Raw genomic sequence first — 13,433 nt, 5'->3', positions numbered from 1 at the left:
TCAGCCGAAGACCAGTGGCAGCAGGATCGCGGCACTCAGCAGGGAGATCCCGCTGAACAGGTCGGACCGGATCCGGACGGCCTTGGCGGCCAGCCGTCCGACGTACAACCCCGCGAACGACATCACCACGGTCATGGCACCGAAGGTCAGCATCGGGACGAGGACGGAGAACCCCGCGATGCCCAGGCCGGCGCCGGCGATGAAATTGTCCACGCTCAGCGAAAGCGGCATCCCGAACAGCGTCACCCAGGGATGGTCCATGTCCTCCGGCTCCGGGTTCCGGATCGCGCTGATGATGAAGTACGCGCCGTACAACCCCAGCGCGGCCGCGCCGATGTACTCCGCGGTGTCACCGAGGAACTCGCCGAGGTAGTGCCCGAGAAACCCGCCCAGCAGCGGCCCCACCGCGTCCCACAGGCCGAACACCAGCGACACCTGCACGGCGCGGCGCCACCCGAACGGGATGGTGCCGATGGCGATCGAGGACCGGAAATTGTCGAGACTGAGCCCGAAGGCGAGTGCTATCAGCGGAAGAAAGGCCAGAGTCATGAGCGCACCTCGCGAAGGGTTCACCGGGAGCGGCGCTGCCGCGGCGGAATCGTTGACGGACAAGGCATCGGCTTGCCGGGTGGTGACGCGGGGCCCCGGCCCGGTCAGGATTTCCGGGATCCGGGGCCCCACGCCGGCGTAGTCCCGTCGCGAATTCTTCCGATCCGCCGTGACTACGGAAAAAGCCGGGCGAAACGGGCGCTGCGGCCCGGCTTCAGCCCCGGTAGAAGTAACCGGTGGCCTCGGCACACACCTCGATGACCGTGTATTCCGGAGTTTCCCACTTCATGTCTTGTTCCTCCTGTCGGCTGGGTCCGGCGCCTTCGCCGGAACCGGACATTCATGTTCCGCGGAAGTCCGAGGACGACACCACGAAATTTCGCGGTCATGAAGAAGCATCTTGGAGTTAACCGAGCCGCCGCAACCGATCTTGAACCAGTGGTCCGCAACCGGTGCCGAACGGCGCCCGGCAGCCCACGAGCGGGAGGGCGGGTGCACCGGTCCGTCCGGCCACGCGGCGCACCAGGACGGGCATAGGAAAAAACAACGGGGGAACAAAGCGGTTCTCATGACGATCAACGGATAATCCGGGAATGGGAACCTAGACTTCGGGTGTGCGAATCTACCTTGGCTCCGATCACGCCGGACTCGAACTCAAGAACCATTTCCTCGGCAGGCTCACCGAACTCGGCCACGACGTGACAGATGTCGGCCCCGGCGGTTATGACCCCGACGACGACTACCCGCCGTTCTGCGTCGAAACGGCGCGGCGCGTCGTCGCCGACGAGGGCAGCCTCGGCCTCGTCATCGGCGGTTCCGGGAACGGGGAACAGATCGCCGCGAACAAGGTGCCCGGCGCCCGCGCAGCGCTGACGTGGAACGTCGACACCGCGCGGCTGGCCCGGCGGCACAACAACGCGCTGCTGGCCGGTATCGGCGCCCGGATGCACACGGTCGAGGAGGCCGAGCGGATCGTGGACGCGTTCCTCGCCACGGAATTCGACGGCGGCCGCCACCAACGCCGGATCGACCAGCTGACGGACTACGAACGCACCGGCCAACCGCCGGCCCTGCCCGGAGAACGACCGGTTTGAGAACACCGCGGTGGCCGTCGAATCGGCGGTCACCGCGTCAATCCGGCGGGAAGAGTCGCCGTTCGGACGCGATCGTCCGTGCCGTGCGCGGGTTCGAACAGAGCACAATGGACTGTGTCGTCGTACGACCCGAGTGATGCCGGACCCCGTGCAGCGACTCGCTACCCGTCACCCCGGTGGCACAGAACAGAATGTTCTCGCCGCGCACCAGATCGCCGGTGTGCAGGACCTTGTCGACGTCGTCGGTGCGCAGCCGCATCTGCAGCGCCCCGCCGATGCAGGACAGCGCGGCCGCGGCGACCACGCCCCCGGCCGCTCCCCCGCTGCCCAGCAGCACGTCCACCGGGCCGTCGTCCCGCGCCGCCGCGATCGCACCCGCGATGTCTCCGCCTTCCAGCAGATGGATCCGCGCGCCCGCGTCACGGAGTTCCCGCACGAGCGCCGCATGCCGCGGCCGGTTCGGCACGGCGACCACCAAATCCGGCACCCGGACCCCCTTCGCCGCGGCGATCGCCCACAGGTTGTCCGCGACCGGACGCGTGATGTCGACGACGTCGGCGCAGTCGGACCCGACGGCCAGCTTGTCCATGACAGCACCCGGAGACGGCTCGTAGAAGGCGCCACGCTCGGCGACCGCGATGGCCGACAGGGAGTTCGGCACATCCCTCGCCGCCGACAAAGCCCCGTCCCCCACAGTGATGCAGACGTCGCACACCGGCCCTTCGCCAAACCCGGCTTCCATGCCGGCGTCGCCGATCACCACCACACCGCGCATGCGCACCGACGCGAGGTGCTCGCGCATCGCGGCGGTGCCGGCGATCCGGCCGTTGTCCCGCTCACCGCGGCCGACCCAGCGCCCCGCCGCGATCGCGGCCGCTTCGGTCACCCGCACGAGTTCGAGCGCGAGCGTATCGCCGGGTGCGACGGAAATCCCGGTGGTGGTCCATTCCTGAGTACTCATCACTCTCGATCCGCTCGCGGGGTAAGGGTGGAAAGCCACGGGCGGCCGGGCCGGGACCCACTCGGACAGATCCGGCCGCCCGCGGCGGCTCTAACGCACGGCAGCGTTCGCGAGGGCCCGCTCGGAGAGCGCTTTCTGCGCGGCGGCCCAGTTGGTGTCGTCGCCTCGCCAGGTCTCCAGCGCGGGCCCGACCAGCGCCCGGCCGAACGAGTAGGTGAGCTCCCACGGCAGCCGTCCGAGCTTCTGCATCGCCCCGAGGTGCTGCGTCGCGAGCTCCGGACTTTGCCCGCCGGAAAGGAAAGCGATACCCGGCACGGACGTCGGCACGGTCTCCCGCAGCACCTCCACGGTGGCCAGTGCGACGGCCCCCACCGTGGGCCGCTCCCCGCTGCCGGTCCCGGGAACCACCATGTTGGGCTTGAGGACGATGCCGTCGAGCCGCACGCGCATCAGGTCGAGCTCCTCGAACAGCGTTTCCAGCACGGCGGTCGTCACCTCACGGCAGCGCTCCAGCGAATGGTCGCCGTCCATCAGCACCTCGGGTTCGACGATCGGCACCAGCCCGCCCTCCTGGCAGAGGCCGGCGTAGCGGGCCAGCGCGTGCACGTTCGCACGCACCGCGCGCTCCGACGGCGCGTCACCGCCGATCGTGATCACCGCCCGCCATTTCGCGAACGTCGCGCCGAGCCGCACGTAGTCCGCGACCCGTTCGCGCAGCCCGTCGAGCCCCTCGGTGATCTTCTCCTCGGGCGCGCCGGCCAGCGGCTTCGCCCCGGTGTCGACCTTGATCCCGGCGAGGATCCCGATGTCGTCGAGGTACTGCGGGAAAGTGCGGCCATCGCCCAGTTTCTGGTGGAACGTCTCGTCTGCGAGGATGATGCCGCTGACCGACTCGGCGAGCTGCGGGGTGGTGACGAGCAGCTCCCGGTACACCCGGCGGGTCTCCGCGGTCGGCTCGACGCCCACTTTTTCCAGCCTGGCGGACATCGTCCCGATGCTCTCGTCGGCGGCGAGGATCCCGCGCCTGCCGGACACCATGGTTCGCGCGATCTTGTTCAGAGCTGACACTGTCGTCGTTCCTCCTGCTTTCGGTACCGGATGGGACGGTCAGGCGATCGATTCGTGGACGTCGATCGACAGACCCGGTTTGCTCGGCCGGGTCCGCTTGCGCGGGCCGGCCTCTCTCGGCTTTTGTCCCGGCACGAGGACGGGCACCGGTGAGCCCTTCGACGCGGCGATCTCCACGAGTTCTCCCGCGTACTCCGGGAGACCGCGGCGTTCGCTCCACGCCGCGTAGATCGGTTTCGCGGGCATTTCCTGGTCCACGGGCACCAGATGCAGCCGTCCTTCCGCGAGTTCGGACCGCACGGTGGAAACGTTGAGCACCGTGACCCGCCTGCTGTTCGCGACCGCCTGCTTGATCGCGCCGGTGGAAGGGAATTCGACGTAGCTCTCCGGGGCGCCCGCGGTTCCCAGCAGCTCGTCCGTGAACTCCCGGAGCCCGGAACCGCGCTCGCGCACCACCAGCGGCGCGGCCGCGAGTTCCCGCACCGTCAAGGGAGTGGCGCGCACGGCCCACGGATGCTTCGAGCCGACCACCACCGCCAGCTCGTCGTCACAGATGTACCGCGTCACCAGTTCATCGCGAGGCTGCTGCCGTCCCGGGGGCCCGGCCTGGCACCAGCCGTCGATGAACGCGAGATCGACGTGGCTCGTCCGGATCAGCCGGCGCAGTGTGTCGACGCTGCCGGTCCGCACTTCGACCCTGGCTTCGCCGAACGAGAACCGGGAACGGTTGAGCCATTCGGGAATCAGATGCTCGGAAATCGCCGGGCTGCCCGCGACACGGAGTCGTTTCGCTTCCGAAGAACGGGCCCCGGAGCCGAATTCCAGCAACTCCCGCGCCGCCTGCATCACATTGCGGGCGTACTTCGCGAGCATTTCCCCGTCCTCGGTCAGCTTCGAACCGGCGGGAGAACGGTCCAGCAGGCGAAGGCCGAGCCGGCGTTCCATCGCGCTGATCCGGATGCTGGCGGCGGGCTGGGAAAGGCTGTGCGCCTGCGCCGCCTTTCCCACGCTGCCGTACCGCTCGACCGACAACAGCAGGTCGAGGTCCGCGAGCTGGGGCATCTTTGACGGAAGAACCATTTCTTCACCCTCTCGCTCGGCACCGGCGGATCGCGGTCTTCAGCGAGACTGCCCGGCGGCGGAATACCCGGTCAATCCGCGGGAAACGAACGCAGGGGGCGCGACCATGAACGGTGCGCGCGGGGTCATCTACGGGCGGGCAGGCCGCTCCGGCGGCCGTGCCAGTGCTCACATTCCCTTTCGTGACACCAGGACCACCGTTCGTCCTCAATGGCCCGTCGTTCGTCCGGCCGGGTTCGTGGCGATTCCGGTGAATCGGTCACACCGCGTCGCGGACGCGAGCCGCCCGCATGATGAGGAGCTCGGCGCGCTCCTCCCGGACGACCTTGCGCACGTCGTCGGGCAGCAGCCCGCGCTCCAGCAACTCATCGGTGTCTGCCAGCACGCGCTGTCCGGCGTCGGTGAACCGCGGATACAGGGCACCGGCGAACGCGAGGACGAACTCGCGCCGAGGTTCTCGCGTCAGACTCTCCAGCGCCCGCCAGTAGCGGTCCGCGTACGGCGTGAGCACCGATTCCTGGCCCGGCTGCCGGAATCCCGCCATGACGGCCTTCTTCTCCGCCAGCGAAAGACCGTCATCGAACAACCGGTTCCACGCTTCTTCTTTACCGGAAGGGCTTGCGGCTTCGGCCGTCAAGGCGTTGCGGTGGCCACCGTCCCCGGGGTCGGCTTCTCGCGCGCGATCCAGGAGTCCGTCGATCTCGCCTCCGGTCGACGCGAGCCGGAACAGGCTCCGCCACCTGAGGTCGGGATCCACTGCCAGCTCCGGCCAAGGCGACCGTCCACACGCGAGTTCGCGCAGCAGATCGCCGTCCTCGACGACGCTGACGAGTACGCGCGCCAGCACCAATTGCCGGTCGCCACCCGGAACGGCACCGGCCAGTTGTTCCCGCACCCGGCCCGCCAGCACGCGAAGCCCCCTGGGATCCCCATAAACCTGCACCGCCGTAACAGCACGCTCCAGGAGCGCCTCCACGATGCCATCGCTCTCCACCCGCCCATGCGCGAGTACGGCGGACGCGTACTCCCGGGCGGCGACGCGCGCGTCGAGAACATCGTCCCAGAGCGCTCCCCACACGACCGCACGCGTTCGCTGGTCATCCATAGTGGACAGACAACGTAACGCCGCCTGCCGGGACCGCGGGTCCAGCCTGACCTTGACATAGCAAGCCGCGTCTGCGTTCGGCACCAGCAGATCCGCCGACGGCGTCGTGTCGCACGGCACCAGCTTGCCGTCGTGCTCGTCGAACGCCGCGACGACCGGATTCAGGTGGCGCGGCGGAACCTCCGGATCGGGCAGCTGCGCCACCCGTCCCTCCACTCTGGACACTTCGACCGTGTTGACCCCGGGCCGCAGCAACCACTCCGCCACCCAGCGATCCAGGTCTTCGTCCGACACCGATCGCAGCGCCGCCACGAAGTCGTCGAGCCCGGCGTTGCCCCACGCGTGCGCCCGCAGATACGTCCGCACCCCGGCGATGAAGGACTCCCAGCCGAGGCGTCCGGCGAGTTCGTGAAGGACCGCCGCGCCTCTCCGGTAGACGATCGGGCCGAAGTTCGACCGCGCGGCGTCGGTGTCGGCCGTGGTCACCCGGATCGCGTGGCTGGTCGGCAGCTGGTCGGCGTGCCGGGCCGGCGGCAGGTTGTGGTGCTCGAACGCGGTCCAGCCTTCCCCGTACCGCGTGACCTCCGGCTGCGCGACGACCGACATCAGCACCGCGAAGGCCTCGTTCAGCCACAGGTCGTCCCACCAGCGCATCGTCACGTAGTCGCCGAACCACATGTGCGCCATTTCGTGCATCAGCAGCTCGGACCGCCGCCGCCGCTTGTCCTCGGTGACGCGGTGCGCGAAGAGGAACCGTTCGTTGAGCGTCACGCAGCCCGGATGTTCCATGCCCCCGAACGCGTACTCGGGCGCGAAGACGTGGTCGTACTTCGCGAAGGGATACGGGAGCGCGAACAGCCGCCCGTAGAAGTCGAGACCGCGGCCGACGACCTCGAAGATCTCGGCCGCCTCGTCAGTAAGCCGTTCGAAAAGCGAGCTCCGCGCGTACAGCGCCAGCGGAATTCCGTGGTGGCTCGAACCGACCCGGCGGAACGGGCCCGCGCAGAACGCGACCAGGTACGTCGGCAGCGGGGGCGTCCGGCCGAACCGCCAAGTCGGCCCGGACTCCACCGGTTCGGTGTTGGCGACCACCACCCAGTCGTCCTCGGCGGTGACGCTCAGCTCGACCGTCGCCTTCAGGTCGGGCTGGTCGAAACACGCGAACACCTTGTGCGCCGCGAAAGGCTCGAACTTGGTGTGCAGGTAGACCTGTCCGTCGAGCGGGTCGCGGAACCGGTGCAGACCCTCACCGGTGCGCGAATACGGCGCGGAACCGGCCACCCGGACCGTGTTCGCGCCCGGCCGCGCGGCGAGCCGGACGCGCGTCCCGTCGTGCGCGTCGGGCACCTCGGAACCGTTGTGGGAAACGGAATCGACCTCGCCCGCGAAGTCGAGGAAGACGACCTCGCGGCCGGTCCTGGCCTGGAAGCGGACGACCGTGACCGTCGTGAATTCCCGCTCCCCCACGGTAAGATCGAGGGCTACTTCATACTCGACGTCGAAGACCTCGGCCGACCGCTCCGCCGCTTCATCCTGCGTGAGGGTCATCGTCCTCGCGCCGAAACCGTGGGACGGCGGTACACGAGCTCGCCGTCCGCGACCTCCTCCTGGTTGGCCCGCACGAGCGCGTCCCGCACCAGGTGGTGGTCCGGCGAATACCGGCACACCGGGTCGGTGCGGCCCGCGTCGCCGGTCAGCGCGAAGGCCTGGCACCGGCAGCCGCCGAAGTCCAGTTCCTTGCGCGGACAGCCGCGGCACGGGTCGGGCATCCACGCGGTGCCACGGAAAGCCTCGAACGCGGGAGAATTCGCCCAGATCCACGCGAGATCGTGCTCGCGCACCGAAGCGAACTCCATCGTCGTGATCTCCGCCGCGACCGGGCACGGGTAGACCACGCCGTCCGGGGCGACGGTCAGCGCCGTCCGCGCCCATCCGCCCATGCACGGCTTGGGGTAGGGCTCGTAGTAGTCCGGGAGGATCCAGAGCAGTTCCAGCTGCTGCGCCAATTCGGCCTTCCGGCGTTCGTAGACGCCGACCGCCTCGTCCAGCTGGGTCTTGCTCGGCATCAGGAGTTCGCGGTTGCGCAACGCCCAGCCGTAGTACTGGGCGTTGGCGAGCTCCAGCCGTTCGGCGCCCCAGTCCACGCAGACGTCGATGATCGCGTCCAGCCGGGCCAGATTCAGCCGGTGCAGGACCACGTTCATGTTCAACGGCAGCCCGGCGTCACGGATGATCCGCGCGGCCGCTTCCTTCTTGTCGAAGCGTTTGCTCGCCGCGACCAGGTCCGTCGACTCGGCGGCGTCGCCCTGGATGCTCAGCTGGGCGCTGTTGAGCCCCGCCGCGACGAGCGATCCGGCCCGGGACTCCGTGAGCCCGAGGCCGCTGGTGATCAGGTTCGTGTACAGGCCGAGGCGGCGGGCCTCGGCGACCAGTGTCTCCAAATCGCCGCGCACCAACGGTTCCCCGCCGGAGAAGTGCACCTGCACGACACCGAGCGCGGCCGCTTCGCCGATCACCCGGATCCAGTCGCCGGTGGTGAGCTCGTCCTGCCTGCCGAGCAGCGCCACGGGGTTCGAGCAGTAGACGCAGTGCAGCGGGCACTGGTGGGTCACCTCGGCCAGCAGGCCGAACGGCTGTGGTGTCCCGTTCACCGGACCACCACCCAGCCCCGCCCGCTGGCGTCCTCGAGGAACTTCATGACGTCGTTCGTGAGATCGGTCGCCTCGAAATCCCGCTCGAGCCGGTCGACCAGCTGCCGTACGGTCCGGCTGCCGTCGCAGAGGCCCAGTATCGCCGCCCCGGACTTGTTCAGCAGCACGACCCGTTCCGGCAGCAGGAGCAGTTCGACGTCCCGGACGCTGTCGTGCTTGAGCATCGCCTTGGTCACCAGCCGCGGGATGGCCGTCAGATCGTCGGTGTCCATCACGAGCTCTTGCCGTAGGCGAGTTCGACGGCGTCGAGGAGGCTCCAGAGTACATCGCACTTGAACTCCAGCGCCCGCGCGCACGCGTCCTGCTGTTCGCGGGATTTCGCGTTGTCCAGCACCAGTTCGAGCAGATGCGCGATGTCCTTGGGCTGCTGGGTGAGCCGCGCCCGGAAGTACTCCAGGCCTTCCGCCGCGATCCACGGGTAGTGGCGGCTGACGTCGGTGATCCGCCTGCTGAGCAGATCGGGCGCGAACAGCTCCGTCAGCGCCGACGCGACGGACTCCAGCCACGGCTGCCGGCGGCAGAAGTCCACATAGGCGTCCACGGCGAAGCGCACGCCCGGCAAAACCGTGTCATCGTCGAAAAGCTGCTCGCGGGTCAGGCCGACCGATTCGCCGAGGCGGACCCACTTCTCGATGCCGCCTTCGTTCCCGGTGCGGCCGTCGTGGTCGATGATGCGCTGGATCCACCGGCGCCGGTCCTCGCGGCCGGGGAGCTTTGTCAGGATGAACGCGTCCTTCACCGGCAGGTTCACCTGATAGTAGAACCGGTTCCGCACCCACCCCCGGAACTCCTCCTCGGTGAGCGTGCCCGCGTGCATCCGTTCGTTGAACGGGTGCAGATGGTGGTACCGCTTTTCACCGATCGACCGCAGCCGCGCTTCGAACTCCTCCGTGGACCAGGCGTTCATACTTCCACCTCCAAACCGGCTCGGCCGACCTCGATGCCAAGGTCCGTCAGCCACCGCCGCTCCCGGGACCCTTCGTCGAGGATCGGGTTCGTGTTGTTGATGTGCGTGTAGATCTTCCGTTTCGCGCCGAGCGCGGCCAGCGCGCGGGCGGAGCCGTCGGCGCCGCTGACGGGCATGTGCCCCATCGAGCGCCCGGTCCGGTTTCCCGCGCCCTGGCACGACATTTCGTCGTCCGTCCAGAACGTGCCGTCGAGGAACACGCAGTCGGCCGCCGCCACCTGTCCGGCGAACTTCTCGTCCCAGCGGGGAAGCGTCGGCGCGTACACCACGATTCCGCCCGTCACGGCGTCTTCCAGCCGGAAGCCCACTTCCCATTCCGCGGCCGCGTCCGCATGCGGCGAATGCCGTGAACTCCCGACGTAGCGCGGAGCTTTCGAGCCGGTCAGGAAAGCGGTTACCCGCAGCCGGTCGTCCAGCTCCAGCGGGGTGCCGATTTCGATCCGGGACCAGGACAGGGCCGCGTAGTCGCCGAGCAGTTCCCGGACGGGGAAGAACGAAGTCAGCGCGTCGAGCACGGGGGAAGTCCCGTACACCGTCAGCGTCGAGCCCTCGCGCAGCATCAGCAGACCTATCGTGTGGTCGAACTCCGCGTCGGTCAGGAGCACACCCGCCACCGGCGTTTCGCGGATCCCCGGGCCCGGATGCAGCGAACGGTCCGCCGCGATCTGATGATGGACGTCCGGGGTCGCGTTGAGCAGAAACCACCGCTCACCGGTTCCGGAAACCGCTATTCCGGCATGGCTCGACGCGAATTCGGGTTTGGCCCGCGCCGTCCGGCACCCGCCGCAGGCGCAATTCCACTGCGGATAACCTCCGCCGGCCGCGACTCCAAGGCAGTGAATGAACATGTCAGCGCCACGGCGAGCCGGGACCGGGGCTGTCCGCGCCCACCGCGGAATCAGGCTCATCGCATCTCATGGCGTCCTCCCGCAAGTTCGATCCTGGTCACGGCCGCCGCCCTGAGCTCGGCTTTTCCGACACCACCTTCCGTGCCCGCGGCGGGGCCTGGCAACCGATCGCGAACGACCGGCGCCGGATCACGGACGAACGGCGACCGTCCCGCCACGAGCGGATCACGGCTCTCGGCGGTTATTCGGAGTTCGCATTAGGGGATTGCGTTTCCGGATGTGCGGAGGTGTTGTCGGCATTCAGGGCACCGGGCGAAAGTGGTGGGACTTATCCGGTTCTCGTAATGCTGAGGAGTTCGTTGTGCAGCTGCAGGTTGCGTTGGATGTCCTGGATCTTCCCGCCGCGCTGACCCTGGCGAATCAGGTGTCCGAGCACGTGGACATTCTCGAATTGGGTACCCCGCTGGTGAAGTCGGCGGGTATCGGTGCGGTGAGCGCGATCAAGGCCGCGCACCCGGACAAGCTCGTGTTCGCCGACCTCAAAACCGCCGACGCCGGTGAGCTGGAAGCCGGTTTGGCGTTCGAGGCGGGCGCCGACCTGGTCACCGTGATGGGCGCGGTCGACGACGACACGATCCGGGGTGCTGTCGCGGCGGGCCGTAAGTACGGCAAGCAGGTCGTGGCCGACATGATCAGCGTGGTCGAGGGGCGGGTGGCGCGGATTCGTGAGGTCGCGAAGCTGGGCGTGTCGTTCGTGGAAATCCACGCCGGTCTGGACGAGCAAGCGCGTCCGGGTTACTCGATCGATCAGTTGCTGGAAGACGGGCGTCTGGCGGGGGTGCCGTTCTCCATCGCCGGTGGCGTGAAGGTCGACACGATCGGATCGGTGCGGGAAGCCGGCGCGAAGGTCGCCGTCGCCGGCGGCGCGATCTACAACGCGCCCGACCCCGGCGCCGCCGCGGCCGAACTCAAAAAACGCGCCACCCGCTAAGCCCCTACGGAGAAAGGAATCGGTGTGAACGACCAGAAGTCCGGTGCCCGGGCTCGTTCACAGGACAGTTACTGCGCCTTGATGCTGCAGGCCGCCGGCGTGCTCCGGCTGCGCTACGTGGAATGCCGCCACGACACCAGCCTGTCCCCCGCCGCGGCGAACGAACTGGCGGACACCTTCGAGGGTTTCGCCAAGGGGGACCCCGAATTCGACCAGATCGACCCGAAAGAGGCGATCGCGCTGGCGCACCGCCTGCTCGACGACGACCACCCGGAACTGTCGCGGATGTGGCCCCCGGCCTGACCGTCACCCGGGATCATTCGCAACTCGACGAGGAGTAACGATGACCACCACTGCCGCTGCCACCGAAGCACCCGCGGTCTCCGCCCCCGCCGCGCCACGGGGCGACCCCGCCCTGATCGGCGTGCCCACCTTCATCGTCGGCGCGACCGCGCTCGGCCTGGTGCTGACGGGCTACGTCCCGGCCGCCGCCGTCGGCGCCTCGATCGCGATCATCCTGCCCGCGACCGGCGTGGGGCAGCTCGTCGCCGCGGTCTGGGCGGCCGCGCTCGGCGAGAGCGCGGTCGCCGCCGTGTTCGGTGTTTTCGCCGGATTTTGGCTCAGCTACGCGGCTTTGGTGCTCGGTCTGCTCCACGGCTGGTTCGGCATCTCCGCCGACGCGGCGATCGCGACCCAGGGCCTGTTCCTGATCGCCTGGCTCGTCACGATCGGCCTGCTGACGCTGACCACCTTGCGGCTGCCCGTCGCGTTCACACTGCTGTTCGCCCTGGTCGACCTCGCGCTCGCCCTCGTGCTGTACGGCACGGTGGGCGGCTCCACCGTGGCCACCACCGCGGGCGGGTACGCCGTGTTCGCGTTCACCGCGGTCGGGGTGTACCTGTTCGCCGGCGCGGTCTCCGCCGCGACCGGCGGCAAACCGCTGCCGCTCGGCAAGCCGATCCTGAGCTGAAGCCGCATCGGGTGGGCGCCGAGAACCGGCGCCCACCCGATGACCTGCTTGAGTTCGGCGTTTTGCCAGGTCAGTCGCGCGCCTTGGACGCTGCACGCGCTTCGGTTCTCCCGGCATCTTCGGAATGCCTACCCCTTCAGCGATGTGCGACCTCGGGTTTTCCCTGGCTGGTCAGAAGCGTTTCAGCCCAAGATGCCAGGCGAGCTGTTGATCTTCGTCAGCCACGGCATCCCGCCTACAAGCCACAGCGACGCCGAGCCGATCGACCACGACAACACGCCTTCTCGCAGCCTCAAAATTAACCTCAGAAAACCACTCATGAGGGTGACACAACCCGCTCCAACACCCCGTCAGTTGGCTCGAATACTGTCAACCACTTCAGAGCCGAAGTTGGGGCACAAATGTCCACTCGGAGTGAGGACGTCGAAATCAGCGCAAAATCGGCAATAGACGGTTCAACGAGACCTGACGATGGTCTCGCCACAGCTCCGGCCAAACGCTTGCCGTCTCCGGCGCGCAGGGCGTCGAGCATGCCGTCGTGATCTTCGGCGAGGACGGCGGCGTCCGACAGGACACTGACCGACAACGCCCGGTACGCCACGGACATCCGCCAGATCCGGTCGATCTCCTCGACCAGCAGCCGCTGCGCTGACAGGGCGAGCACGCCGGCGTGAAAGCGGTCGTTCTCGCGCATCACGAGATCGACACCGGTTCCCGCGCTCCGGACGGACTCGTTGATGGCGGCCAGTTCGGCGAGCGACTCCTCCGACGGCGCCGGCAGCTTCGCGAGCACGGCGGTCTCGAGGAGATCGCGCGCCAGGTATAGTTGGTTCATCTCGTCCGCGCTGAACTGCGTGACGAAGTAACCGCGGTGCCGCTCGTATGCGACCACGCCGTCCTGCCGCAGGATCCGCAATGCCTCGCGGATGGGCCCGCGGCTGATGCCGATCTGCCGGGACAGATCCTCCTGCCGCACCTGCTGTCCCGGGACCAGCTTGCGATGCATGACGAGATCGCGGATCGCCGCGGCGGCGCGCTGGACGGCGCCCGTCCCTTCGTTGACTTCCACGGCCCCCGGATGACGGTCAT

General features: G+C 68.4%; 14 protein-coding genes. 4 read left to right on the top strand and 10 right to left on the bottom strand.

Features of this window, described 5'->3' with window-relative positions; translation table 11 throughout:
- Window positions 1-549 carry a manganese efflux pump MntP gene (locus tag FPZ12_RS03640; RefSeq protein ID WP_144745537.1) on the bottom strand — a complete coding sequence of 183 codons (549 nt, stop codon included), beginning with the start codon at window positions 547-549 and terminating at the stop codon, window positions 1-3.
- Window positions 550-1,163: 614 nt separating this feature from the next.
- Here FPZ12_RS03640 and FPZ12_RS03635 point away from each other — a divergent pair.
- Window positions 1,164-1,643 (top strand): ribose-5-phosphate isomerase, encoded by a 480-nt coding sequence (locus tag FPZ12_RS03635; RefSeq protein WP_144745536.1) that lies wholly within the window; start codon window positions 1,164-1,166, stop codon window positions 1,641-1,643.
- Window positions 1,644-1,680: 37 nt separating this feature from the next.
- Here the strand turns inward: FPZ12_RS03635 and FPZ12_RS03630 are convergent, their stop codons facing one another.
- From FPZ12_RS03630 to pqqB, 8 genes are all read right to left on the bottom strand, one after another.
- The gene (locus FPZ12_RS03630; RefSeq protein ID WP_144745535.1) at window positions 1,681-2,604 is read right to left on the bottom strand and encodes a fructose-bisphosphatase class II; all 924 of its coding nucleotides are present in this window, start codon (window positions 2,602-2,604) and stop codon (window positions 1,681-1,683) included.
- 90 nt (window positions 2,605-2,694) lie between these two features.
- The gene (locus FPZ12_RS03625; RefSeq protein ID WP_144745534.1) at window positions 2,695-3,672 is read right to left on the bottom strand and encodes a class I fructose-bisphosphate aldolase; all 978 of its coding nucleotides are present in this window, start codon (window positions 3,670-3,672) and stop codon (window positions 2,695-2,697) included.
- Window positions 3,673-3,711: 39 nt separating this feature from the next.
- A complete protein-coding gene (locus FPZ12_RS03620) occupies window positions 3,712-4,752 on the bottom strand; it encodes a LysR family transcriptional regulator (RefSeq protein ID WP_144745533.1) in 1,041 nt (346 codons plus the stop codon).
- A 259-nt stretch (window positions 4,753-5,011) separates the two neighbouring features.
- A complete protein-coding gene (pepN, locus tag FPZ12_RS03615; RefSeq protein WP_144745532.1) occupies window positions 5,012-7,405 on the bottom strand; it encodes an aminopeptidase N in 2,394 nt (797 codons plus the stop codon).
- Window positions 7,402-8,508 (bottom strand): pyrroloquinoline quinone biosynthesis protein PqqE, encoded by a 1,107-nt coding sequence (pqqE, locus tag FPZ12_RS03610; protein ID WP_144745531.1) that lies wholly within the window; start codon window positions 8,506-8,508, stop codon window positions 7,402-7,404. The genes pepN and pqqE overlap by 4 nt, the downstream gene beginning before the upstream one ends.
- Complete coding sequence (gene pqqD, locus FPZ12_RS03605) at window positions 8,505-8,780, bottom strand: pyrroloquinoline quinone biosynthesis peptide chaperone PqqD (RefSeq protein WP_144745530.1); 276 nt, start codon at window positions 8,778-8,780, stop codon at window positions 8,505-8,507. Before pqqD ends, pqqE begins: the two co-directional genes overlap by 4 nt.
- The gene (gene pqqC / locus FPZ12_RS03600) at window positions 8,780-9,475 is read right to left on the bottom strand and encodes a pyrroloquinoline-quinone synthase PqqC (protein WP_144745529.1); all 696 of its coding nucleotides are present in this window, start codon (window positions 9,473-9,475) and stop codon (window positions 8,780-8,782) included. Before pqqC ends, pqqD begins: the two co-directional genes overlap by 1 nt.
- On the bottom strand, window positions 9,472-10,383 hold the full coding sequence (gene pqqB, locus FPZ12_RS03595; RefSeq protein ID WP_144745528.1) for a pyrroloquinoline quinone biosynthesis protein PqqB: 912 nt from the start codon (window positions 10,381-10,383) through the stop codon (window positions 9,472-9,474). Before pqqB ends, pqqC begins: the two co-directional genes overlap by 4 nt.
- 361 nt (window positions 10,384-10,744) lie before the next feature.
- On the opposite strand from pqqB, the gene hxlA reads away from it, so the two are divergent.
- From hxlA to FPZ12_RS03580, 3 genes are read left to right on the top strand one after another with little or no spacing between them, the layout of a single operon-like run.
- Window positions 10,745-11,374, top strand: coding sequence for a 3-hexulose-6-phosphate synthase (gene hxlA / locus FPZ12_RS03590; protein WP_166462558.1), 630 nt, complete (start codon window positions 10,745-10,747; stop codon window positions 11,372-11,374).
- Between the two features lie 24 nt (window positions 11,375-11,398).
- The gene (locus FPZ12_RS03585) at window positions 11,399-11,677 is read left to right on the top strand and encodes a hypothetical protein (protein WP_144745526.1); all 279 of its coding nucleotides are present in this window, start codon (window positions 11,399-11,401) and stop codon (window positions 11,675-11,677) included.
- 40 nt (window positions 11,678-11,717) lie between these two features.
- Window positions 11,718-12,344 (top strand): GPR1/FUN34/YaaH family transporter, encoded by a 627-nt coding sequence (locus FPZ12_RS03580; protein ID WP_144745525.1) that lies wholly within the window; start codon window positions 11,718-11,720, stop codon window positions 12,342-12,344.
- A gap of 316 nt (window positions 12,345-12,660) precedes the next feature.
- Here the strand turns inward: FPZ12_RS03580 and FPZ12_RS03575 are convergent, their stop codons facing one another.
- Window positions 12,661-13,413 (bottom strand): GntR family transcriptional regulator, encoded by a 753-nt coding sequence (locus FPZ12_RS03575; RefSeq protein WP_144745524.1) that lies wholly within the window; start codon window positions 13,411-13,413, stop codon window positions 12,661-12,663.
- Between the last annotated feature and the right edge of the window lie 20 nt (window positions 13,414-13,433).

The sequence above is a fragment of the Amycolatopsis acidicola genome (assembly GCF_007713735.2).
Classification (GTDB): Bacteria; Actinomycetota; Actinomycetes; order Mycobacteriales; family Pseudonocardiaceae; genus Amycolatopsis_E; species Amycolatopsis_E acidicola.
Note: the sequence above shows the minus strand (reverse complement) of the source record. Positions and strands in the feature narration are given on the sequence as shown.